A 22,525-nucleotide genomic window follows, 5' to 3' on the forward strand; every position below is an offset into this window, starting at 1 on the left:
TGATGAACAGAGTTTGCCAGAAAAGTCGCGCAACGACTACCTGCAAATAGGCAAACTGAGCTGGCTGACAGGGACAGGATGAAGTGAGGCAGAACATGACACAACAACAGAAAATTTTGATCACCGGTGGCACAGGGTTAATCGGCAGCGCCTTAATTATGGCGTTGCGTGATCGTTATGCGATCACCGTGACGACACGTCAACCGCAACAGGCGGAGCGACGCTTCGGGGCCGGAGTGCTGTGTGTGCCTGAATTGCCGTCACTCGAAGATTACCTAGCGGTGATCAACTTGCAAGGTGAGAGTATTGCAGGGAAACGCTGGAGTGCGCAACAAAAGCACCGTTTGCAGCAAAGCCGTTGGAACATCACCTCAGCGTTGGCTGAGGCGATTCAGAACTGTGAAACACCACCCAAGGTGCTGATCAGTGGTTCGGCAATTGGCTATTACGGCGCTCAGGATGCCACCGAAATGACCGAAAATACGCAGGTCAATTATCCGGATGATTTTGCTCAGCAACTTTGTGCTGAATGGGAGCACCGGGCACGGGCTGCGGCATCTGAGCGTACGCGCGTCTGCATTGTACGGACGGGCGTGGTATTGGCAAAAGAGGGCAGTGCCTTACAGAAAATGTTGCCGCCGTATTTGCTCGGTTTAGGTGGCCCACTTGGGAGCGGCGAGCAGTATTTTTCGTGGATTCATCTTGAGGATATGGTGCGGGCGTTAACCTTTTTGCTCGAGCAGGAGAGCTGTGAGGGTGTGTATAACGCCACCGCCCCTGAACCTGTCACGCAGGAAGTATTCAGTCGAAGCATCGCAAAAACTCTCCGCAAGTCGCACTTTATGCGCGTACCTGCGTGGGTTTTGAAGCTGGCATTAGGTGAAATGGCGCAGGTCTTGTTAACCGGCCAGCGAGTGGTGCCAGCGCGGTTACAAGATGCGGGTTTTACCTTTAACTATCCGACTGCTGACGCAGCGCTGCGCGATTGTTTGTTGCCGCCTTCATCTGACTAACAAAGTCTTGCAACGCGGTAACGAGCGCCTGACGGTCGTGCTGGTGCTCGGCAATAATATTGACCACCGCCGAGCCACTGATGGCACCAGCGGCACCTGCCCCAATAGCCGCTTGCACATGTTCCGGCTTGGCAATGCCAAAACCTAACAACGGCGGAGCACTCTGCGCCTGTTGTAGGGCCTCAATGACTGCGCTTGCAGGCGTTTGCATACCGGTTTCAGCACCGGTAACACCCGCGCGACTGAGTAAGTACACATAGCCTTCACTCAGTGCCGCGACCTCTTGTAAACGCGTGTTATCAGCATCGGGCGGCGCAATGAAGATTGGCGCGATGCCGTGTTGTTTGGCCGCTGCAATAAAGGGCGCACTTTCGCGTGTCGGCACATCGGCAATCAATACCGAGTCGACGCCCGCAGCAGCGCAGCGACGATAAAACCCATTATCAGCATTATCATCACCACCAATCACTAAGTTAGCGTAGACCAATAAACCGATCGGTAAATCTGGGTAGCGCTTGCGCACCTCTGTTAATAAGGTGAAGCACTTCGCAATCGTCATACCATGTTCGAGTGCACGAATGGCGGCACGCTGAATGGTTGGGCCATCGGCGACAGGATCAGAAAATGGGAAGCCAAGTTCGAGCGCATCAGCACCGCCTGCAACGAGGGCATCAATGATGGCTAAGCTAGTATCGTAATCCGGGTCGCCAAGGGTAATAAAAGGGACAAAAGCACCTTGATCAGCGGCATCTAAACGTTCAAACATCGCGGCATAACGGCTCATGATTGCTGCTCCTGTTGTTGGAAAATACGACGTACATGATCAATATCTTTGTCGCCACGCCCAGAAAGGTTCACCAATAGAATTTCTGGAGCGTCGGCTTGTTGCGCGCGCTTAAAAGCATAAGCCAAGGCATGTGCGGACTCTAACGCAGGAATAATGCCTTCTTTTTCTGCCAAGAGTTTAAAGGCAGCGAGCGCTTCCTCGTCAGTGACGGAGGCATAACTCGCGCGACCAATACTTTTTAAATGCGCATGTTGCGGACCAACGCCTGGGTAATCGAGCCCAGCCGAAACCGAGTAACTTTCTTCAATTTGACCTTCGCTGGTTTGCATCAAATAGGATTTACAGCCATGTAAAATACCCGGTTTGCCAGCGGCAAGTGTCGCGCCGTGTTCGTGGCTGTTGAGGCCTTTACCTGCCGGTTCAACCCCGACCAAAGCAACGTCAGGCTCGTCAATAAATTCTGCAAAAATGCCGATCGCGTTGGAGCCGCCGCCAACACAAGCAATCACTTCATCGGGTAAGCGGCCTGCTTGCTCAATCATCTGACGTTTGGCTTCGGCACCAATCATCCGGTGAAATTCGCGAACGATGGTTGGAAAGGGGTGTGGGCCGGCTGCGGTACCGAGCAAATAGTGGGTGCATTGATAGCTTGCGGTCCAGTCCCGTAGGGCTTCGTTGACGGCATCTTTTAAGGTGCCACTACCGGTATCGACAGCTACCACTTTCGCGCCCATAAGTTCCATGCGAAACACGTTGGGTTGTTGTCGCTCAACGTCTTTTTTGCCCATGTAAATGGTGCAATCAAGATCCAACAATGCGCAGGCCAAGGCTGTTGCCGTGCCATGCTGGCCGGCACCGGTCTCGGCGATAATACGACGTTTCCCCATACGCTTTGCCAGTAACGCTTGACCTAATACCTGATTGGTTTTGTGCGCACCACCATGAAGGAGATCTTCACGTTTGAGATAAATCTTACAGCCATTAGGGCTGTCCACGGGTAAGTTGCGACACAAGGAGACCGGCGTTGGGCGGCCAAGGTAATTTTTTAACAGGTCGGCGAATTCAGCCTGAAAGGCAGGATCGGCCTGTGCGTCATTGAACGCTTGCTCGAGTTGGTCAAGCGCTGGGAGGAGGATTTCAGGGACAAATTGTCCGCCGAAATCACCAAAATAGGCTGCAGATTGACTCATGATGTGTGCTTCCCATAGTGTCGAATGTGTTGAAAAAGCTGAATAATTTTACCCGCGTCTTTCACGCCTTTGCTGTGCTCTAGCTGCGAGTTAAAGTCGAAACGCGTTAGGCCGGTCGCTTGTGCGCCGGCGAGGTTTTCGAGTCCTAAGCCGCCGGCAAGAATACATTGCTGGCGTTGGTGCGCGCTGAGTTGGTCGAGTAACTGCCAGTCGAATGCTTGTCCAGTGCCGCCTGCACCATGATCGAGCAAATAGCGGTCGCAACGGCTGTCCGGGAGTTGCAAAGGGGCCTCGACAGCGCAGGCTTGCCAGATCTCAATACCGCGCGGCAGTTGCTGGCGCAGTTGTGCGATGTAATCGATATCTTCATGGCCATGCAGTTGTACTGCATGCAGATCTAACTCGGTGGCGGTATCAACAACGTACTGCAAAGGGCTGTCGGCAAAGACGCCGACAAACGCCAGTTCCGGCTCACAGGCGATAAGCGCTGCGGCTTGTGCCAGAGTGACCGCACGCGGTGATTGTGGTACGAAAATCAAGCCGCCATAGGCTGCACCACTGGCACGTACGACCATGGCATCGCTGGGACGGGTCAGCCCACAAACTTTATGCTGGCCGTAAATGAGCTCGCGACAGGCCTGATCAATACACGGCTGACTGGTGAGTGCACTGCCGACCAGGAAACCGTCAACATAAGGCGCGGTTGCGCGCACGGTCGCATGGTCACTGTAACCTGATTCCGCCACCAACAACGCGCCTTTGGGGGCCTGTTGGCTGAGGGTGCGACTGCGGGTAATATCAATACTGAGGTCATGCAAGTTACGGTTGTTGATACCAATAATCTTGGCGCCGAGGGCGGCAGCGCGTTGCATTTCGTCAGGGGTACTGACTTCGGTCAAAACGTCAAGCTGATAACGTGCCGCTAATTGCACGAGCTCTTGGTAAGTCGCATCGTCGAGCACGGACAACATCAGCAAGATAGCATCGGCACCGTAATGGCGTGCGAGCAGGACTTGCAAGGGGTCAACGATAAAGTCTTTACACAAGACTGGTATCGAGACGCTGGCACTAACTGCGCTTAAGTAGGCAAAGTCGCCTTGAAAGTAGTCTGGTTCAGTTAAGACTGAGATCGCCGCAGCATAGCGGCTGTAGGTCTTGGCAATGTTAACGGGATGAAAGTCATCGCGAATCAAGCCTTTTGAAGGCGATGCTTTTTTACACTCGAGAATAAAGCCACTTGCTGGCGCCGATAGCGCCTTGGCTAAACTACGGGTGCTTGGGGTAAGCGTTGCCGCGAGCGTGTCGACGTCATACTGCTGCGCCAATTCAGCGATGCGCTCACGGCGCTTGGCGACGATGGTCATAAGAGTACTACTAACAGCCACGATTAAACTCCTGAAGTTGCTGTAGATGGGTATACGCCTGTCCGCTGGCGAGATGTTCTAAAACGGCGCTGGTCGCCTCCTTGAGTGTCGCGAAACGTCCGGTTAGGTACAATAAGCCGGCGGTGCTCATCGCCACGGCCTGTTGGTGGGCGCGTGGCGCTTTGCCTTTAAGCACTTGAATCAATGCATGGGCATTAAAGTCGGCATCACCGCCGCGCAGTTCACTGATCTCGGCATGTTGTACCCCAAAGTCTTCGGGCGTCAACTGGTACTCATGCAAGGTAGCGTCACGCAACTCGACCACTTGGGTCGGTCCGTGTAAGGCAAATTCATCTAAACCAGAGCCATGTAGTACCATCGCGCGCTCACAACCGAGCAATTGCAAGGTTTGCGCCAGTGGCTTGACCCACGCTGGGTCATAGACGCCCAGCACCTGAATGTTCGGCCGCGCCGGATTCACCAAAGGCCCAAGTAAGTTGAACAACGTTCGGGTTTTCAGTGTTTGCCGTACCGGCATGGCGTAACGAATGCCAGGATGATAGTGCGGTGCAAATAAAAAGCAAAAATTAAGCGCGTCTAATTGCTTGGCTGCAACGGCTGGGTCCTGGGTAACGGACAAGCCGAGGCTTTCTAACACGTCTGCCGAGCCTGAGCGCGACGACACGCTGCGATTGCCATGCTTAGCAACTGTGAGCCCCATACTGGCCGCTACTAGCGCTGCGGTGGTCGAGATATTAATGGTGTTACTGCCATCGCCACCGGTACCGCAACTGTCTACGACCACGCGGTCTGGGCGTTGAAAGGTCTTGGCAGCGCGGCGCAAGGCGAGGGCTGCCCCAGCCATTTCCGGCGGCGTTTCACCACGCATTTTCATGCTTGTTAGGAGCGCGGTAATTTGAATTTCGTTGAGTTCACCTTTAACTAAACGATCGAACAGTCGCTCGGTCGCTGCCATCGATAAGGTTTCGCCAGCGAGTAGTTGTTTAATTGTTTCCATAGAACGACTCCTGTGCAAATAAGAAAGAGAGGGTTTGTTGCAGCAACTGAGTACCGCGTCCAGTCAAAATGGATTCCGGATGAAATTGGTAGCCGATCGCCTGATCGTCGGCAAAATAGCAGGCCATTGGAATGCGTGCGCCTGCCGCATCGACGTCGGCAAGTACTTCAATGGTTTGTGGTAACTCGTAGCCCGCTAAGCTGTGGTATCGTGCGACGGTCAAAGGGTTGGGCAGGGCATCGAAAACGCTATGCTCCACACAGCGAATGGCAGAGGCTTTACCGTGTAGGGTTTCGCCGCAACGCTTCACGGTGGCACCGTTGGCTTCTAACAGCGCTTGCATACCTAAACAAATTCCTAGCATGGGGTAACGGCCTCGGGCGTATGCGATGATTGCCATTAGCTGGCCAGCGTCGCGCGGGTGGCCTGGGCCAGGCGAGAGACAAAGTAATTGCGGGCCTTGATAGCTTTCAAGTTCAGCTCGCAGGGCCGCCAAAGTAACCGTGTTGCGATACACCAACAGCGGGTAGCCAAGTTGGCTAAGTTCATCCACTAAGTTGTAGCTAAACGAATCAATATTATCGATAAGAATAATGCGTGGTGCAGCCATTACTTTGCCTCCGCGTCTGAGAATGTGGCTTGAATGGCGCTAATCACCGCCTGCGCTTTGTTTTCGGTTTCAGCGATTTCAGCATCGGCTTGAGAGTCAGCAACGATGCCGGCCCCGGCTTGCACATGCGCGATACCATCGCGCACGAAGGCGGCACGAATGACAATGCAGGTATCCATATCACCGGCACTATTGAGATAGCCTACCGCGCCCCCGTAACTGCCACGACGTTGTTGCTCGAATTGCCGAATGAGCCGCGCAGCACTTACTTTGGGTGCGCCAACCAAGGTACCCATGTTCATACATGCACGGTAGGCATGCAGTGCGTCAAGGTCAGGCGCTAATTGCGCGACCACTCGGGAGACCAAGTGCATCACGTGCGAGTAGCGGTCGACTTGCAGTAAGTCGGCCACATAGCGGCTGCCTGGAACTGCAATACGGGCAAGATCGTTCCGTGCTAAATCGACCAGCATGAGGTGTTCAGAAAGTTCTTTTTGGTCACAACGCAGTTCCAGCTCTAAGCGACTATCAAGGTCGCGATTGAGCGTGCCATCAGCATTCTTGCCGCGGGGACGCGTGCCAGCAATCGGATATAGTTCAACTTGATTACTGCTGGCGGTGTATTTCAGTGCCGACTCTGGAGAGGCACCGAACAGAACAAAGTCATCGGTTTGCAGGTAAAACATATACGGCGACGGATTCGCTGCTTTGAGTTGTTGATAAGCCGCAAAACTATCCGGGCAGGCCAAACTAAATTGGCGTGATGGCACCACTTGAAAAATATCGCCATCGGCAATGTGTTCTTTGAGCGCGGTAATCCATTGCGCGTAGGTGTCGCGCTCGGGTTGAGCCAGAACTGCTGGAACCGGGTTTGACACTTGCTGCGTGGCCGGAGCCAAGGCTGGTAGTTGGCAGTGAGCGGCAATTTCACCCATTTGTTTGGCCAGTTGCGGGTAGTAGTGTTCTGAGTCGGGGCCGCTGAGCAAGGTCGCAAGTAATTCGGTAGTACGGTTTTGATGGTCAACAATCACCAGAGTTTCGGCAAGGTAGAACTGATAGTCAGGGCAGCTGTTGTCGCCACAAGGTACCTCAGGCAAAGCCTCCATACTGGTCAGGTAGTCGTAGCCAAACACGCCACCAATAAACAAGGCAAAGTCATGTTGTCGGCTATCATCTAGCAGTTGCAACTGCTGTTGGATCAGGCGTAATGGATGTTCGGTACTGACTTGGCGCAGCCGATTCGCTTCATCGAGGCAGGTGGTATCGGTTGGCGTAAAGTCGCAGGTTAGTTGCGTCGGTGTTGCGCTGATGCTAGCCAGTGCCTGCAGGCGTGACGCTAAAAATGGTAACAGCTGGGCACCGTTGGCAGTAAGCGCGTTAATGACGACGCGTTGGCCCTGACAGGTCAGTTGTAATGCAGCTTGTGTCATGATCAAGCTTTTCATGTGCTGCCGCGACTGAATTTCAGCCGAGTCGAGCAGCAGTGTATGTGGTTTGTCACCGCAAAGACTGGCAAACAATTGCTGCGTCGCTTCGCTGTATGGAAGCTGCATGTGCAGCGAGTGGTAATAGCCTGGTTGTTGTTCAAATTGCACGTTGTTACCCCGGTTTTCTAAGCCATTTTTGGTTGCAGACCGGCGGGCACAAAAAAACCCGCCATCAGCGGGTTTTCATCAAATAACGTATCGAATACGCACAGATGCATCGCCCGCTAGCTCGGGAAATGCCACCACCACTGTACGCTTTTAAGAATTTGTACGTTATTGATCATTGTCGAAATCTTCTCTTGTTCGTGTATTTTTAAGCTAACGGAAAGCGGTTAAAGTTGTCAACCCTTTTTTGCCGCTTTCGCCGCGTGTTACCTAGCGTACGCTATGTTTCATAATGCGCGATTTTTGGCGCTGCCAATCACGCTCTTTAATGGTGTCACGTTTATCGTGCGATTTTTTACCTTTACCAAGGTAGATTTCTAGCTTCACCAAATGGCGCTTCCAATACATGGCGGTTGCAACAATGGCGTAGCCTTCACGCTCACTGGCGCCAATCAATTTGTCCAGCTCACGCTTTTTCAATAACAGTTTACGGGTCCGCTCTGCATCACACACAACGTGCGATGACGCTGACAGCAGCGGCTGAATTTGGGCACCTAATAGATAGGCTTCACCATCTTTAATGATCACGTAGGTATCGGCAATATTGACTTTGCCAGCGCGAATACTTTTCACTTCCCAGCCTTGCAGGGCGATACCGGCCTCGAATTTATCTTCGAGAAAATACTCGTGACGCGCTTTTTTGTTCAGCGCGATGGTGTTGGAATTTACTTTGGACTTATTTTTGCTCATGGCGGCTATTATACGCATCAAAAATCAAAAGAAAATTTGTTTATCAGCCAAAGTTGACAATGGATGATCAGCGTTTGAAAGTGAGGTATCATGCGGAAATTTTCAAGTAAGGCAAGGAAATTGAATGCCAAGCATTGAACGAAGTGCGCTGGTACCTTTCAGCGACGAACAAATGTACGCGCTCGTCAATGATATCGATAGCTACCCGGAGTTTGTGCCGGGCTGTCGCGCTGCGCAGGTGATCGAGCAAACCGAAACCAGCAAAGTAGCACGCTTGGATATCAGCAAGGCTGGCGTAGGCAAGTCGTTTACCACGCGTAATACCCTCGAGCCGCCAGGGCGCATTGGGATGGAACTGGTTGATGGACCCTTCCGCTATTTACGTGGTGGCTGGACCTTTCATCGTTTGGATGAAAATGCCTGTAAAATTGTCTTACAGCTTGAATTCGAATTTGCCAATCGCTTATTAGGTTTGGCCTTTGGTAATATTTTTAACGAGCTACAAAGTCGCATGGTCGATGCCTTTGTCAAACGCGCTGAAAGCGTTTATGGAACTTCCGTATGAGTCCACAAAGTCAGCAGCACATTCAGATTGAAGTGGCCTATGCCACGCCGGATAAACAGCAGATTATTCCGTTACGGGTGCGCGAAGGGTTAACGGTGGAAGCATGTATCGCCCAATCCAATATTGTGCGTTACTTCCCGGAAATCGACTTAAGCGAACAGAAAGTTGGCATATGGAGCAAAGCGGTCAAACTTGATCATGTGCCACGTGACGGTGATCGCATTGAAATTTATCGGCCGTTAATTGCCGATCCGAAAGCCATTCGTCGGAAGCGGGCCGAACGCGCCAAAGACGATGGTCGTGCCGATCCAGTAACGGGTGGTCGCCGCCGTCGCAGCGATGATGATGAAACAGCAGGTGAGTCTTGAAACAGCAGGTTAAGCTTTATGTGATTCGCCACGGCGAAGCGATGCCAGCACAGGCTTTGCAAGGGGATGCAATTCGTCCGTTGACCCCCTTCGGTGAACAGGAAGTGATGGTCAACGCGCAGTGGTTGGCGCACTACCTGAATGCGCAAGCGCACCCAGCGCTCGACTTACTCTTGGTCAGTCCTTTGGTACGTGCGCGACAAACAGCCTCGGTGCTAACTAGCGTGGTACAGACCAAGCATGAGCAAGTGTGTACCGACATTACCCCAGAGGGGAATGCCGAGCAGTTTGCGGATTGGTTGTTCGCTGAGTTGCAACATTTAGGCTCTCAGGTGAAACAGGTCGCCATTGTGTCGCACATGCCATTTGTTAGCTTTTTAGTCGCAGCGTTAGACAAAGCCGCTACCCCGATAATGTTTCCTACGGCAGGCATTGCTGAGCTTACCCTGCAGCCAGAAGACTGGCAGGGGCACTTTGAACGCATGGCCGTAGCCGAACCGCCCCAATAAGCGAACGCACTTTTGTGGAGAACGAACATGAGTTCAGTGCTAAAAGAATTGAAAACGATTGAAGATTATTGGCGTTGGGGTGTGAGTCAATTACACAATGCCGAGGTGTTTTTTGGCCACGGTACTGATAATGCCGATACCGAGACCCAAGTACTGTTGGCGCACGTGTTGCATCTTGATGTGCTGCAACTGGCTGACTTTCGTGGTGCGCGCTTAACCAGCGGCGAACGCGAAAACTTTCTTGCGTTGCTTGAGCAGCGCATCAGTGAACGTAAACCTGCCGCCTATTTGACCGGCCAAGCTTGGTTTGCGGGCTTGCCGTTTAAGGTTGATGAACGCGTATTAGTGCCGCGTTCACCGATTGCTGAATTGATCGAGAGCGAGTTTCAGCCTTGGTTAGTTGCTGCCCCGAAGCATATTCTCGATTTGTGTACGGGCAGTGCCTGTATTGCGATTGCTTGTGCCTACGCGTTTGAGGATGCCGAAGTCGATGCGTTGGATATTTCCAGCGACGCTTTAGAAGTTGCCGAAGAGAACATTGCGGCACACCAACTCGAGCATCGTGTGTTTCCAATTCAATCAGATTTGTACAGCGCAGTGAAAGGCCAAAAGTACGATCTTATCGTCACCAACCCACCTTATGTTGATGCCGAAGACATGGCAGATTTACCGGCTGAGTTTCATCATGAACCTGAACTTGGTCTTGCGGCTGGCGACGATGGCTTGGATTTAGTCCGCACAATTTTGCGCGAAGCGCCTGAGCATTTGACCGAGAATGGTATTTTGATTTGTGAAGTGGGCAACTCAATGGTACATATGATGCACTTGTACCCCGATGTACCATTTACTTGGCTGTCGTTTGAACGCGGTGGCGACGGTGTCTTTTTGATGACCCGACAAGAATTGGTTGAGTATCACGATAAATTTTAGGAACCCTCATGCCCGGCAATAGCTTTGGAGAATTGTTTCGCGTTACCACTTTTGGTGAAAGTCACGGTGCAGCCTTAGGCGCCATTGTGGATGGTTGCCCGGCAGGGCTCAAACTAACCGAAGCAGACTTACAGATCGAACTCGATCGTCGCAAACCGGGCCAGAGCCGCTATACCACCGCCCGTCGTGAACCCGATCAGGTGAAGATTCTATCCGGGGTTTTCGAAGGCGTAACCACAGGAACGCCGATTGGCTTGTTGATTGAAAACACCGACCAGCGCAGCAAAGATTATTCGGATATCAAAGATTTGTTCCGTCCTGGCCATGCAGATTATACCTATCATCATAAATATGGCATTCGTGACTATCGTGGCGGCGGTCGTTCGTCGGCACGCGAAACTGCGATGCGGGTGGCGGCTGGCGCCATTGCTAAAAAGCTTTTACAGGAGCAGCTTGGCGTAGCGTTTAAGGCCGGTGTGGTGCAAATCGGTCCCCATCAAACTGAGGCTAGCATGGCAAGTTTTGACTGGGCGCAAGCGCGAGAAAACGCGCTCTTTATGCCCGATGCGAGTGTTGCCGAACAAGCCAGTGAGTATTTGAAAAACTTGCTCAAAGAGGGCGATTCGGTGGGCGCACGGGTGCGTCTGGAGGTCGAGGGCGTGCCGGTTGGTTTAGGTGAGCCGGTGTTTGATCGTTTTGACGCAGATTTAGCCAAAGCGTTAATGAGCATTAATGCAGTCAAAGCTGTGAGTATTGGTGATGGTTTTGCCGTCGCCGCACAAAAAGGTAGTGAGCATCGTGACGCGCTGACACCAGAGGGCTTTACCAGCAACCATGCTGGTGGCGTACTGGGTGGCATCAGTAGCGGTCAAACCGTCACCGCTGAAGTCGCGTTTAAACCGACTTCCAGTATTACTTTACCGGGCCAGACCATTGATGTGCACGGGCAACCGCAAACGGTCATTACCCGTGGCCGTCACGACCCTTGCGTCGGCATTCGCGGCGTGCCCATTGTCGAAGCTATGGCAGCCCTAGTGATTGTGGATCATTGGTTGCGCCAACGGGCGCAAAAACTTTAGGTGTTATGTCGTACCAACCCCTGATCAAACTTTTTTCTGAATGTTTTTATGCACGCTATCGCACCCGTCTTGTGGCGGGTGACGATGAGCCGTTGTACCGTCCTGCCAGCAACGCCGATGGCGATCACCAAATTATTTTTGCCCATGGCTTCTTCGCCTCAGCCTTGCATGAAATTGCGCATTGGTGCATTGCCGGTGAGCAGCGCCGATTGCTCGAGGATTATGGCTATTGGTACGAACCCGATGGCCGTAATGCCCAGCAACAAGCTCAATTTGAACAGGTAGAAGTGAAGCCCCAAGCATTGGAATGGTTGTTTTCATTGTGTGCTGGCGTGCCGTTTCAGGTGAGTGTCGATAATCTCAATGGTGTTGCAGTGGATCGCGCGGCCTTCACGGCTAAGGTGCGTGCGCAATTGCAATGCTATCTGCGCGAAGGCGTCCCAGCGCGGGCCGAACGTTTTGCGCGAGCGCTTGCCAACTATTATCAGCAACCTTGGCCGCAGGCTGAACAGTTACGAGGAGCAGCATGAGTACCTTTCGTTTAGGTTTAGTGGTCAATCCACTCGCCGGTCTAGGCGGCAGTGTCGCCTTAAAGGGCAGTGATGGTGCTGAAACAGCGGCCTTGGCGCAACAGCTCGGGGCAGAAGCAAAAGCGCCGCAACGTGCTGCGTACGCGTTGCAAGAGTTACGGGAAGTTGCCGATCAACTGACGATTTACACTGGTAGCGCTGGTCTTGGCGCACAAAGTTGTGAACTGGCAGGACTCGACTGTGAGGTGGTCTATCATCAGCATAGTATTTCGACCGCCGCCGATACCCAAGCTTTGGTGCAATGCCTGTGCGAGCAACATCAGGTTGACCTCGTATTGTTCGCCGGGGGCGATGGGACCGCGCGCGATGTCTACGCGGTGGTTGCCGAAGATCAACCAGTTTTGGGCGTGCCCGCTGGGGTAAAGATCCACTCGGGGGTGTACGCGGTTAGCCCTCGCGCGGCAGGTAAAGTGGTCGCGCAATTGGTCCGCGGCGAACTTGCAACGGTGACGCATGCCGATGTAATGGACATCGATGAGGTTGCCTTTCGGCAGGGTACTGTGCGCGCCAAACGTTACGGTGAAATGCTAGTGCCGGAAGAATTGCGGTTTGTGCAAGCGGTAAAAATGGGCGGCCGTGAAAGCGATGAAATGGTGTTGGCGGACATTGCGGCTGATGTGGTCGAGCGCATGGAAGACGATGTGCTGTACATCATGGGCTCAGGCTCAACCGTTGCGGCGGTGATGGACGAGCTGGGGTTGCCGAATACCTTACTTGGCGTTGACGTAGTTAAAAATGGTGAACTTGTGGCCGCTGATGTTACCGCCCGACAGCTTGAACAGTGGGTGATCGATGAAGGCCAAGCAGCGCATTTGATCGTGACGGTAATAGGCGGACAAGGACATATTTTTGGTCGAGGGAACCAACAGTTGAGTAGTCGGCTGTTAGCGCACTTAGGTAAGCAAAATATTCAGGTCATCGCCACCAAACGTAAACTACAACATCTCGAAGGCAAGCCGCTGCTGGTCGATAGTGGTGATCCGATGGTGGATGATAGCTTATGTGGACTCATGCGGGTCACTACGGGCTATCATGATGAAGTCTTTGTGCAGGTCGATGCGCCGTAACGCATCGACGTTGTCGAGCGGTTAGAATTGCGAACGCGGTAAGTAGACGGTAATGCCGTCGAGTTCTTCAGTCATCTCAATTTGGCAGCTTAAACGACTGTTCTCTTCTGGCTCAATCGCCATATCAATCATGTCATCTTCGCGTTCGCTCGCGGGTGGGAGTTTATCTTGCCACTCTTTCGCCACATAAACATGGCAGGTCGCGCAAGCCATAACGCCACCACACTCACCAAGAATACCATCGATCATGTTGTCCACGGCACCTTCCATCAGGTTTTGTCCTACTGGAATATCGGCTTCAAACTGATTACCTTTCGCATCAATGTAAATCGCGCGTGGCATGCTATCTCCTTCATTGTGACGTGATTTTTTCACAACGATTCTACCATAGTTTTACGCGGTAAATTTATGCAAATCGCCCCTTGTTCAGGTAAACTACCGCCACTTTTTTGCAGCTGGAGCACACAACTGGTGAGTGGCTTTGATACCTTTTTAGAAAAGCTTTTTAAAATCAAAGCGCAAGGAAGCTCGGTAAAAGCTGAGGTGATTGGCGGGGCAACAACGTTCCTGACCATGGCCTACATTATTTTCATCAACCCATCAATTCTCGCCCTGACCGGAATGGATTACGGTGCGGTGTTTGTGGCGACCTGTTTAGCAGCTGGTATCGGCTGTTTAATTATGGGCGTCTGGGCAAACTATCCGGTCGCCTTAGCGCCAGGGATGGGCTTGAATGCTATGTTTACCCATAGCGTGGTGATTGGCATGGGTTATACATGGCAAGTAGCCTTGGGCGCAGTGTTCTTTTCTGGCATTATTTTCTTTGTTTTATCAGCCTTTAAGGTGCGCGCGTGGATTATTAATTCCATACCGCCAACCTTACGCCTTGCAATCGCCGCCGGTATTGGTGCGTTCTTAGCGCTGATTGGCTTACAAAACGCCGGTATTATTGTTGGGCATGATCAAACCCTTGTTACTTTGGGTGACATGACGAGTTTGTCGGTGGTGCTGGCAAGCCTAGGTTTCTTTTTGATCATTGGCTTGGTGGCGCGTCAGATCCAAGGGGCGGCGCTACTCAGTATTTTATTTATCACCTTCCTTGGTTGGCTGTTTGGCGATGTTGCCTACACCGGCATTGTCTCTGCACCGCCAAGTCTAGCGCCGACCTTTATGCAACTCGACATCGCTGGTGCGTTTAATGTGGCCATGTTGAGCGTTATTTTTGCATTCTTGTTTGTTGATTTGTTTGATACCTCAGGCACTTTGATGGCGGTGGCTCAGCGCGCAGGGATCACTGATAAAAATGGCAAGTTACCACGTCTTGAGCGCGCTTTGATGGCGGACTCAACAGCTTCGGTGGCAGGGTCGATGTTGGGTACTTCGACCACGACCAGCTATATCGAATCCGCCTCGGGTGTTGCTTCTGGTGGTAAAACTGGCCTCACTGCGGTGGTGGTTGGACTGTTATTTGTCTTAGCGATATTTTTCGCGCCACTGGCAAAAATGGTGCCGAACTATGCTACCGCTGGAGCGATTATTTATGTTTCGGTGTTAATGTTGTTCACGTTAAAATCAGTGAACTGGGACGATATTACCGAAGCTGCGCCGGTCGCTGTGGTGTTGTTGATGACACCGCTAACGTACTCGATTGCTGACGGCATTGCGCTCGGCTTTATTAGCTTTGTGATGATCAAAGCTCTTGGTGGGCGCTATCACGAATTGAATTGGAGTGTGGTCATTCTGGCCGCGCTCTTTGTCGCTAAATTTATTTGGTTGGGGTAAGACATCATGGGATGGCATACAAATCGCGAATTTTTCGTTTCTTGGGAAGAACTGCATCGTGCAACAAAAGAGCTCGCCCGGCGCCAATTGCCGGCCGAACAGTGGCAGGGCATTATTGCGGTAAGTCGCGGCGGTTTAGTGCCTGCGGCCATTGTCGCGCGCGAGCTCAACATTCGTTTGGTCGAAAGCGTCTGTGTCAGCTCCTATGATCACGACAGCCAGCGTGACAAGGTGACACTTTTAAAAGACGTGCACTGTACCGACGACGGTGAAGGCTTCTTAGTTATTGATGACTTGGTCGACACCGGCAATACCTTGAAGTTTTTGCGTCAACGTTTGCCAAAAGCAAAATTCATTACGGTCTATGCCAAGCCGGCCGGTATGGATCTGGTCAACGATTACGTCGCTGATCTCGAGCAGGAAACCTGGATTCATTTCCCATGGGACATGCACTTGCACTACGTAGAACCACTCGCCGGACAAGATAACTAATTCCGCACGAGTCACTTAGTTCTTGAGAAGCCGGGCTGTGTCCCGGCTTTTTTGTTGCTTTATATTTTTGTTGTGATTAAGTATGTAAGTTGTATTTTAGTATCCTGAAAGGGATGAGATATGCGCTATTTGATGATGAAGAAACCGACTTTAATGACGAACAAGGAGAGCTGTGTGAAACCTTTTTATGTCTTCATTTTGGTGTCGATGATGTTTGGTCTTTCTGCATGTAGTCCCTCGGGACCAGGCCCTCTTGAAGGGAAGTGGCGCCTTGAGGGAGGACTGATACCGATGACTGTCATTTACACTGAAACTACGGAAGAATCGATGGGAATTATCAGTAACGTTTCGTATCGGCATGATGGGAACGATATCTACGTTACGTATGAGAGTGGTATTGCGGAAGGCCACTCGGTTCGTTTTACGCGAGTCAACAACAGTACGTTTGCAAGCGAGTTTGGCACCTTACGGCGCGTGCGCTAGAGGTTTAACCCGAGTGAAGAGAGTTCATGATGGAAGTGACGCGTGTTCAGCAATTATTCTCAGAGCTGTACGATGTCATTGAGGGACTTAATCATCAATCTTCAAAGAGGATTGATGTAAGTTTAGCCCTCTCGTACAACGTACTGCAATTGAATCAATCGATTTTTGTGCTGGCTCAGCAAAAGCATTTTGTTGCAGGAGCTGTACTTTTACGCGCGCAATTTGAAAGTATCGTACGCAGTGTGTGGGCGTTCCATGTTGCGACGGATGATCAGGTAAAGAAACTTTCACCGCCTCTTGAAACTTTAATGGACTCGTCAAGTAGCAAATTACCCATGTTAAGCAAGATGTTAGAGCAATTAGACGAGTCTCCCCATTTAGCGCATCTTATGGTCAGTTTGCGTGAGTTTAAAGGGAGTTCGTGGTCATTCCTTAACTCGTTTGTGCACTCAGGTCATCAGAGTGTGGTTTGGACGCAACTTAGTGTACCTGAGCAGCTTTATGAGCAGTTATTGAAGGGAAGTAATAATATTGCTTTGTTGGCCTTCATAAATATTGGGTTGCTGAGCGGTGTCGAGGGTATACAAAAAAGAATTCACAGCGTTGCTGCAAAGTATCCAGACTGTTTTGGTCCGCAGCGCAGTTAAAAAAGCCGAGCTTGTGCTCGGCTTTTTCGTTGGGGTAGCGGTTAGGCGAGTGCTTTTTGCACTGTGGCAACAACGTCGCTGATGGCGATTTTAGTTTTGTCGCCAGACTTACGGTGTTTGTATTCAACCGCTTGTTCATCGAGGTTACGCTCACCGATGACGATTTGATGCGGAATACCGACCAATTCCATATCGGCAAACATCACGCCTGGGCGCTCTTTACGGTCGTCAAATAACACATCAATGCCAGCGGCTTTAAGCTCCGCATAAAGTTGTTCAGCAACTTCTTGTACACGCGCAGATTTGTGCATGTTCATTGGCACAATGGCCACTTGGAACGGGGCGAGGGCGTCTGGCCAAGTAATGCCGTATTGATCGTGGTTTTGCTCAACAGCAGCTGCGACGATACGCGACACACCAATACCGTAACAACCCATCATTAAGGTTTCGTGTTTCCCGCTGTCGGTTAGTACGCCAACCTTCATCGCGTCAGAGTACTTTTTACCGAGCTGGAAGATGTGACCGACTTCGATGCCACGTTTGATCAGTAAGCTACCTTGGCCACATGGGCTAGGATCGCCTTCGACAACGTTACGTAAATCGGCAACTTCTGGCAGGGCAACGTCACGTTCCCAATTGATGTTGAAGAAGTGGAAGCCATCTTCGTTGGCACCAGCACCAAAGTCTGCCATCACCGCAACACTGCGATCGACAATGATGTCCATTGGCAAGTTAACTGGACCAAGTGAGCCTGGACCAGCGCCTACCGCAGCTCGAATAGCTTCGTCACTAGCGAATTCAAGTGGGCTTGCCACTTGTGGAAGTTTTGCCGCTTTAATTTCGTTCAAGGTGTGATCGCCACGGACCATCAGTGCGACCAATTTACCTTCTTCAGCACCGTGCACGATCAAGGTTTTGACCGTTTGGGTAATCTCAAGACCAAACTGTTCCACTAAAGCGTCGATGGTTTTCGCATTCGGGGTGGCAACTTTTTCCATCGCGGCCGTTGCTGTTGGGCGTTCACCCGCCGGCGCCACTGCTTCTGCCATTTCAACGTTAGCTGCGTAGTCTGAGCTGTCCGAGAAGGCGATATCATCTTCACCAGAAGATGCTAGCACATGGAATTCATGTGACGAGCTACCACCGATCGAGCCGGTATCAGCAATAACAGGACGGTAATCTAGACCCAAGCGCTCGAAAATACGGCAGTAGGCGGCATGCATGCTATCGTAGCTTTCTTGCAAGCTTGCTTGGTCGAGGTGGAATGAGTAAGCATCTTTCATGATGAACTCACGCGCACGCATGACCCCAAAACGCGGACGAATTTCGTCGCGGAATTTGGTTTGGATTTGGAACAAGTTCAGCGGTAACTGCTTATAGCTGCTGACTTCTTTACGTACCAATTCTGAGATAACTTCTTCGTGGGTTGGACCGAGGACAAAGTCACGTTGATGGCGATCTTTCAAACGTAGAAGTTCAGGGCCGTAATCTTCCCAGCGACCTGATTCTTCCCAAAGATCTGCCGGTTGTACCATCGGCATTAACACTTCAAGCGAGCCTGCGCGTTCCATCTCTTCACGCACCACGGCCTCAACCTTACGCAGCACGCGCAAGCCACTGGGCGTCCACGTATAGAGACCTGAAGCGACTTTACGGATCATCCCAGCGCGCAGCATGAGTTGATGACTAATAACTTCTGCGTCAGCAGGGGTTTCTTTCAATGTGCCCAACAAATAGTGACTGGTACGCATGGTTTCCAAAATTCCTTATGCCATGTTGATGCGAAATGCGTTGATTAAGCGGAATTCTATCAGTAGCGCGGCTTGGTCAAAAGCCTTTACTGATGTTTACCACGTGATTTTCGTGATCACGCACCTGCCATTGAATATTTAAATCGAACAGTTGCATGCCGTAGACTTTATCACTGCTTTTGGCTTTGTGGTATGCCGGACGAGGGTCTTGCTGTAAAACTTGTTCAATCAACAGTGCGAGTTGCGGGTATTGCTCACCCAAGTGCATCAGTTGCTGCTGCGCTTGGGCGCTGAAATGCACGGTCATGGCTGCGTCAGGCGCACTGTTTGCATAGCCGCCCAACGCATCGGGTACTGCATCGACGTAAGGTAGATAGGGCTTAATATCCAGCACCGGGGTGCCATCGACCCAGTCACCGCCTTGCACGTGGAGCAGGGTACCACCGTTACCTTGTTCAATACTTAAGAGTTTCACTACCGATAAACCGATGCCATTGGGACGAAAGGTCGAACGACTGGCGAACACGCCAACCTTTTCATTGCCGCCCAAGCGCGGCGGACGTACCAAGGCTTGCCAACCTTGCGCCAAGTTCTGGTGAAATAAGAAGCTGACCCAAATATGGCTAAAGCCCTGCAGTCCACGCGTCGTATCTGGGTGGCCATAAGCGCCAGTGAGCTCAATCTGCGCGGTGGCCGCGGTGACCAGTCCCGGTTGTCGGGGAATGGCAAATTTCTGCGGGTAGGGCGAGTGAATCGTTCCTATAGCTTGGATCACATGTTGCATGGTCAGAAGCGCTATTCGAGTTGAGGTGAGATTGGTGAATTTCAACATAATTTTGTGAATTTTACCAACGTTAGCAACATCCTTGCTCAGTATGTTTTTATATAACGTATTGATTTATATGGCTTTGTAAAAGTTGGCATGGCTCCTGCATAAGGTTTAAAGAAGATTAAAAACATCGTTGTCAACCTTATCAACACTTGCAGCGTCATAAGACACAACGAATCACAAAGAACAACTAACGAATAATGAACAACGAAAGGAGTAGTTCCCATGACACGCCAACAATCGGTTTGGGTTTCAGCTTTAATGTTAATTGCCTCAGTAACGGCAATGAGTGTGCCTTTTGCCAGCACCGCTAATGCTGGTGAACGTGAGTTCAATGCGACCTATAGTGTCAATGATGACACAGCATTCAAATTAGAGTTTGGCGTGGGTTCGGTGACCTTTGAACGCAGCTCAGACGATAGCATTGAAGTAGAAATGATCGCCAAGCCAAGCGAAAAGAAGTGGTTTGGTAAAGCCAACCTTGAAGCGGTGGAGTTAAATGCCGAACAGGATGGCGATCGATTAGTGTTAACTGTTCCCGAGCAAGACGGAGTAACGTTGCAATGGGTGATTCGGGTACCACGTATTGCTGAGTTGAATGTTGATTTAGGCGTCGGCCAAATTGCTGGAGATGTGTATGCCAGCGATATGGATATCAATCTCGGTATTGGTGATATTGACCTTGAGGTCTATGGCGATGTCGATTCAGTGAAGACAGACGTCGGTATTGGCGACACCCATGTGTCAGGCGCGGAAGAAAACTCAAATGACCGGGCATTTATCAGTGCTTCAAGTCGCGCGAAGGGTAAAGGTGATGCGCGCATTAATATTGATACCGGCATTGGTGATATCACCGTACGTATCAAATAACCGCATTACTAACCAAAGAAAAGGCGGCGCAGGTTCAGTGCGTCGCCTTTTTTCTTTACTTGATCAAAAACGCAGTTAATGGCGTGCCGTTTTCGATTGCGTGTTTCAACGCATTTGGCATACGCCCTTGGCCGGTCCAGGTAATACGTTCACCGTTGCTTTCAATAGCATACTTAGGTGGCTTTGGTGCGCGTTTGCGTTTCGGTTTGTCCTGACTTACGACGCTACCATCTAACAATTCTTCAGCATCAATTCCAGCTTCTGCCATGGCTTGACGGAATTCTTCAATTTTACGTTTTTTCTCAGCTTCTAATTGGCGCAATTCCGCTTCTTCTTCTTCGCGGTCCGCAATCACTTTTGCCAATTTTTGTTCAACTTCTTTTAATTCATCGATAGATAAATCCTTTACCGCAGCTTTGAGACGGCGTCCGTGCGTGAGGATATCTAGAAATTCACTCATATATAGTTCCTAATTGTTTAAGGAAGGGGTATTTGAATTAAAGCTAAAATAAAAGCCGGCGACAATATTAATTTGTCGTCGGCTTTATCTTACATCCTAATTAGGAATTGAGAAAAGTTTTTTACATATTCGGGTAATTTGGACCACCTGTTCCTTCAGGTGTGACCCAAGTGATATTCTGACTTGGATCTTTAATATCGCAGGTTTTACAGTGAATACAGTTTTGCGAGTTAATTTTGAAAACGTTCTCACCGTTCTCTTCAACCACTTCATAAACACCGGCAGGGCAGTAGCGCTGCGCGGGCTCTGCGTATTCAGGCAGATTCACCGTTAACGGGATAGCAGCGTCTTTTAATTTTAAATGACATGGCTGATCTTCTTCGTGATTTGTATTTGATAAATACACGGAAGATAAACGATCAAATGTTAATTTATTATCCGGTTTAGGATAATTAATTGTTGCATAATTTGATGCTTTATTTGTGCAGGCGTAATCAGCTTTATTATCTTTAATGGTGAAAGGTAATTTACCGCCAAACCAATTCTGATCCAGCGTATTATATGCGCCGCCAAACCAAGTGCCGAATTTATGAATTGCTGGTCCGAAATTACGTGACCGATATAATTCATCATAGAGCCAAGATGCTTTGAAATGCTCGTCAAACTGAATTAGGTCAGAGTGGCTTTCACCGGCCTTTATCGCCTCAAAAATGGTTTCTGCGGCCAAGATGCCAGATTTCATCGCAGCATGGTTCCCTTTGATTTTGGCCACGTTTAAGGTGCCAGCATTACAGCCTGCTAACACACCGCCCGGGAAAGTCATTTTCGGCAGTGAGTACAAACCGCCTTTGGCGATAGCACGTGCGCCATAGGTGACACGCTTGCCGTGTTGCAACACTTTTGCAATCTCTGGATGCGTTTTAAAACGCTGAAATTCTTGGAACGGGTTCACATAAGGGTTGGCATAGTTCAGATCGACAATTAAGCCCACGTAAACCTGTCCGTCTTCAGCGTGGTACAAGTAGCCACCGCCGGTGGCGTTATCATTCAATGGCCAGCCCGCGCTGTGTACCACGAGGCCTTCTTGATGATGTTCAGCAGGAATATCCCAAATCTCTTTAAAGCCAATGCCGTAGTGTTGCGGCGAGCGTTCATCATTAAGATTAAACTCGGCTTGCAGACGCTTGCCTAAATGGCCTCGGCAGCCTTCGGCAAAGACGGTGTATTTTGCGCGTAGCTCCATACCTGGCTCAAAACTATCTTTAGGCTCGCCGTTGGCGCCAACACCCATGTCACCGGTAATGATCCCGGCGACTTTACCGTCTTCAATGATGACATCCGCGGCAGGGAAACCAGGGAAGATCTCAACACCTAGGCTTTCCGCTTGCTCCGCGAGCCAACGGCACAGATTCCCCATACTGGCAATGTAGTTGCCTTGGTTATGCAAGGTTTTTGGCACCATGAAGTTAGGCAGCCGACGGGCCGAGGTGGCATCGTTAAAGTAGAAAATATGATCGTCAGTCACCGCCGTTTTCAGTGGTGCGCCGCGCTCTTTCCAGTCGGGAAAAAGTTCGTTCAGTGCACGCGGTTCAAAGACCGCACCGGAGAGAATATGGGCACCGACTTCAGAGCCTTTCTCGACCACACAGATCATCAGCTCTTGTTCTTGTGCTTGCGCCAATTGGGCGAGTTTAATGGCACTTGAGAGGCCTGCAGGGCCTGCGCCAACGATAACGACATCAAATTCCATGCTTTCGCGTTGCATATTGGACTCCTTTA

General features: G+C 50.8%; 25 protein-coding genes. 13 read left to right on the plus strand and 12 right to left on the minus strand.

Annotation, left to right across the window (positions count from 1 at the left end; all coding sequences use genetic code 11):
* Nucleotides 1-95: 95 nt before the first annotated feature.
* Nucleotides 96-1,013, plus strand: coding sequence for a TIGR01777 family oxidoreductase (locus tag G535_RS0110470; protein WP_034728048.1), 918 nt, complete (start codon nt 96-98; stop codon nt 1,011-1,013).
* Here the strand turns inward: G535_RS0110470 and trpA are convergent.
* From trpA to smpB, 7 genes are all read right to left on the minus strand, one after another.
* Complete coding sequence (trpA, locus tag G535_RS13490) at nt 952-1,797, minus strand: tryptophan synthase subunit alpha (protein ID WP_051207145.1); 846 nt, start codon at nt 1,795-1,797, stop codon at nt 952-954. The genes G535_RS0110470 and trpA overlap by 62 nt on opposite strands.
* Nucleotides 1,794-2,990, minus strand: a complete 1,197-nt coding sequence (gene trpB, locus G535_RS0110480) for a tryptophan synthase subunit beta (RefSeq protein WP_026862010.1) — start codon at nt 2,988-2,990, stop codon at nt 1,794-1,796. The genes trpA and trpB overlap by 4 nt, the downstream gene beginning before the upstream one ends.
* Entirely contained in the window at nt 2,987-4,375 is a 1,389-nt protein-coding gene (gene trpCF, locus G535_RS0110485) for a bifunctional indole-3-glycerol-phosphate synthase TrpC/phosphoribosylanthranilate isomerase TrpF (protein WP_026862011.1), read from the minus strand. Before trpCF ends, trpB begins: the two co-directional genes overlap by 4 nt.
* Complete coding sequence (gene trpD, locus G535_RS0110490) at nt 4,365-5,372, minus strand: anthranilate phosphoribosyltransferase (RefSeq protein WP_026862012.1); 1,008 nt, start codon at nt 5,370-5,372, stop codon at nt 4,365-4,367. The genes trpCF and trpD overlap by 11 nt, the downstream gene beginning before the upstream one ends.
* The gene (locus G535_RS0110495; RefSeq protein ID WP_026862013.1) at nt 5,359-5,982 is read right to left on the minus strand and encodes a glutamine amidotransferase-related protein; all 624 of its coding nucleotides are present in this window, start codon (nt 5,980-5,982) and stop codon (nt 5,359-5,361) included. Before G535_RS0110495 ends, trpD begins: the two co-directional genes overlap by 14 nt.
* Nucleotides 5,982-7,577, minus strand: coding sequence for an anthranilate synthase component 1 (locus tag G535_RS0110500; RefSeq protein ID WP_026862014.1), 1,596 nt, complete (start codon nt 7,575-7,577; stop codon nt 5,982-5,984). Before G535_RS0110500 ends, G535_RS0110495 begins: the two co-directional genes overlap by 1 nt.
* A gap of 267 nt (nt 7,578-7,844) precedes the next feature.
* The gene (smpB, locus tag G535_RS0110505) at nt 7,845-8,324 is read right to left on the minus strand and encodes an SsrA-binding protein SmpB (protein WP_026862015.1); all 480 of its coding nucleotides are present in this window, start codon (nt 8,322-8,324) and stop codon (nt 7,845-7,847) included.
* A gap of 124 nt (nt 8,325-8,448) precedes the next feature.
* On the opposite strand from smpB, the gene G535_RS0110510 reads away from it, so the two are divergent.
* From G535_RS0110510 to G535_RS0110540, 7 genes are read left to right on the plus strand one after another with little or no spacing between them, the layout of a single operon-like run.
* Nucleotides 8,449-8,889 carry a type II toxin-antitoxin system RatA family toxin gene (locus G535_RS0110510; protein WP_026862016.1) on the plus strand — a complete coding sequence of 147 codons (441 nt, stop codon included), beginning with the start codon at nt 8,449-8,451 and terminating at the stop codon, nt 8,887-8,889.
* Nucleotides 8,886-9,257, plus strand: coding sequence for an RnfH family protein (locus G535_RS0110515; protein ID WP_026862017.1), 372 nt, complete (start codon nt 8,886-8,888; stop codon nt 9,255-9,257). The genes G535_RS0110510 and G535_RS0110515 overlap by 4 nt, the downstream gene beginning before the upstream one ends.
* Nucleotides 9,254-9,766, plus strand: a complete 513-nt coding sequence (gene sixA, locus G535_RS0110520; RefSeq protein ID WP_026862018.1) for a phosphohistidine phosphatase SixA — start codon at nt 9,254-9,256, stop codon at nt 9,764-9,766. Before G535_RS0110515 ends, sixA begins: the two co-directional genes overlap by 4 nt.
* A gap of 27 nt (nt 9,767-9,793) precedes the next feature.
* Complete coding sequence (gene prmB / locus G535_RS0110525) at nt 9,794-10,696, plus strand: 50S ribosomal protein L3 N(5)-glutamine methyltransferase (protein ID WP_034728052.1); 903 nt, start codon at nt 9,794-9,796, stop codon at nt 10,694-10,696.
* An 8-nt stretch (nt 10,697-10,704) separates the two neighbouring features.
* Entirely contained in the window at nt 10,705-11,775 is a 1,071-nt protein-coding gene (gene aroC, locus G535_RS0110530; protein WP_026862020.1) for a chorismate synthase, read from the plus strand.
* A gap of 5 nt (nt 11,776-11,780) precedes the next feature.
* Nucleotides 11,781-12,305 carry an elongation factor P hydroxylase gene (locus tag G535_RS0110535; RefSeq protein ID WP_026862021.1) on the plus strand — a complete coding sequence of 175 codons (525 nt, stop codon included), beginning with the start codon at nt 11,781-11,783 and terminating at the stop codon, nt 12,303-12,305.
* Complete coding sequence (locus G535_RS0110540) at nt 12,302-13,432, plus strand: ATP-NAD kinase family protein (RefSeq protein ID WP_026862022.1); 1,131 nt, start codon at nt 12,302-12,304, stop codon at nt 13,430-13,432. Before G535_RS0110535 ends, G535_RS0110540 begins: the two co-directional genes overlap by 4 nt.
* A 21-nt stretch (nt 13,433-13,453) precedes the next feature.
* Here the strand turns inward: G535_RS0110540 and G535_RS0110545 are convergent, their stop codons facing one another.
* Nucleotides 13,454-13,774, minus strand: coding sequence for a 2Fe-2S iron-sulfur cluster-binding protein (locus G535_RS0110545; protein WP_026862023.1), 321 nt, complete (start codon nt 13,772-13,774; stop codon nt 13,454-13,456).
* A gap of 129 nt (nt 13,775-13,903) precedes the next feature.
* Here G535_RS0110545 and G535_RS0110550 point away from each other — a divergent pair, with 129 nt between their 5' ends.
* The 4 genes from G535_RS0110550 (at nt 13,904) to G535_RS0110565 (ending at nt 16,836) form a co-directional block, all read left to right on the plus strand.
* Entirely contained in the window at nt 13,904-15,214 is a 1,311-nt protein-coding gene (locus G535_RS0110550) for an NCS2 family permease (RefSeq protein WP_034728438.1), read from the plus strand.
* A gap of 6 nt (nt 15,215-15,220) precedes the next feature.
* The gene (gene gpt, locus G535_RS0110555) at nt 15,221-15,706 is read left to right on the plus strand and encodes a xanthine phosphoribosyltransferase (protein ID WP_026862025.1); all 486 of its coding nucleotides are present in this window, start codon (nt 15,221-15,223) and stop codon (nt 15,704-15,706) included.
* 174 nt (nt 15,707-15,880) lie between these two features.
* Nucleotides 15,881-16,189: a hypothetical protein gene (locus G535_RS13945; protein ID WP_126775137.1), complete on the plus strand. Its 309-nt coding sequence runs from the start codon at nt 15,881-15,883 to the stop codon at nt 16,187-16,189.
* 26 nt (nt 16,190-16,215) lie between these two features.
* Complete coding sequence (locus G535_RS0110565) at nt 16,216-16,836, plus strand: DUF6988 family protein (RefSeq protein WP_051207151.1); 621 nt, start codon at nt 16,216-16,218, stop codon at nt 16,834-16,836.
* A gap of 41 nt (nt 16,837-16,877) precedes the next feature.
* Here the strand turns inward: G535_RS0110565 and G535_RS0110570 are convergent, their stop codons facing one another.
* Nucleotides 16,878-18,587 (minus strand): proline--tRNA ligase, encoded by a 1,710-nt coding sequence (locus G535_RS0110570; RefSeq protein WP_026862028.1) that lies wholly within the window; start codon nt 18,585-18,587, stop codon nt 16,878-16,880.
* Between the two features lie 76 nt (nt 18,588-18,663).
* Nucleotides 18,664-19,371: a tRNA (N6-threonylcarbamoyladenosine(37)-N6)-methyltransferase TrmO gene (gene tsaA, locus G535_RS0110575; RefSeq protein ID WP_026862029.1), complete on the minus strand. Its 708-nt coding sequence runs from the start codon at nt 19,369-19,371 to the stop codon at nt 18,664-18,666.
* Between the two features lie 270 nt (nt 19,372-19,641).
* On the opposite strand from tsaA, the gene G535_RS0110580 reads away from it, so the two are divergent.
* On the plus strand, nt 19,642-20,286 hold the full coding sequence (locus G535_RS0110580; RefSeq protein WP_026862030.1) for a hypothetical protein: 645 nt from the start codon (nt 19,642-19,644) through the stop codon (nt 20,284-20,286).
* A 55-nt stretch (nt 20,287-20,341) separates the two neighbouring features.
* Here G535_RS0110580 and G535_RS0110585 read toward each other — a convergent pair whose 3' ends face one another.
* Together G535_RS0110585 and G535_RS0110590 are read right to left on the minus strand one after the other, a co-directional pair.
* Nucleotides 20,342-20,746, minus strand: a complete 405-nt coding sequence (locus G535_RS0110585; protein ID WP_026862031.1) for an H-NS family histone-like protein — start codon at nt 20,744-20,746, stop codon at nt 20,342-20,344.
* Nucleotides 20,747-20,867: 121 nt separating this feature from the next.
* Nucleotides 20,868-22,511 (minus strand): electron transfer flavoprotein-ubiquinone oxidoreductase, encoded by a 1,644-nt coding sequence (locus G535_RS0110590; protein ID WP_026862032.1) that lies wholly within the window; start codon nt 22,509-22,511, stop codon nt 20,868-20,870.
* Between the last annotated feature and the right edge of the window lie 14 nt (nt 22,512-22,525).

It is taken from the genome of Pseudidiomarina sediminum DSM 21906, assembly GCF_000423165.1.
Lineage (GTDB): Bacteria > Pseudomonadota > Gammaproteobacteria > Enterobacterales > Alteromonadaceae > Pseudidiomarina > Pseudidiomarina sediminum.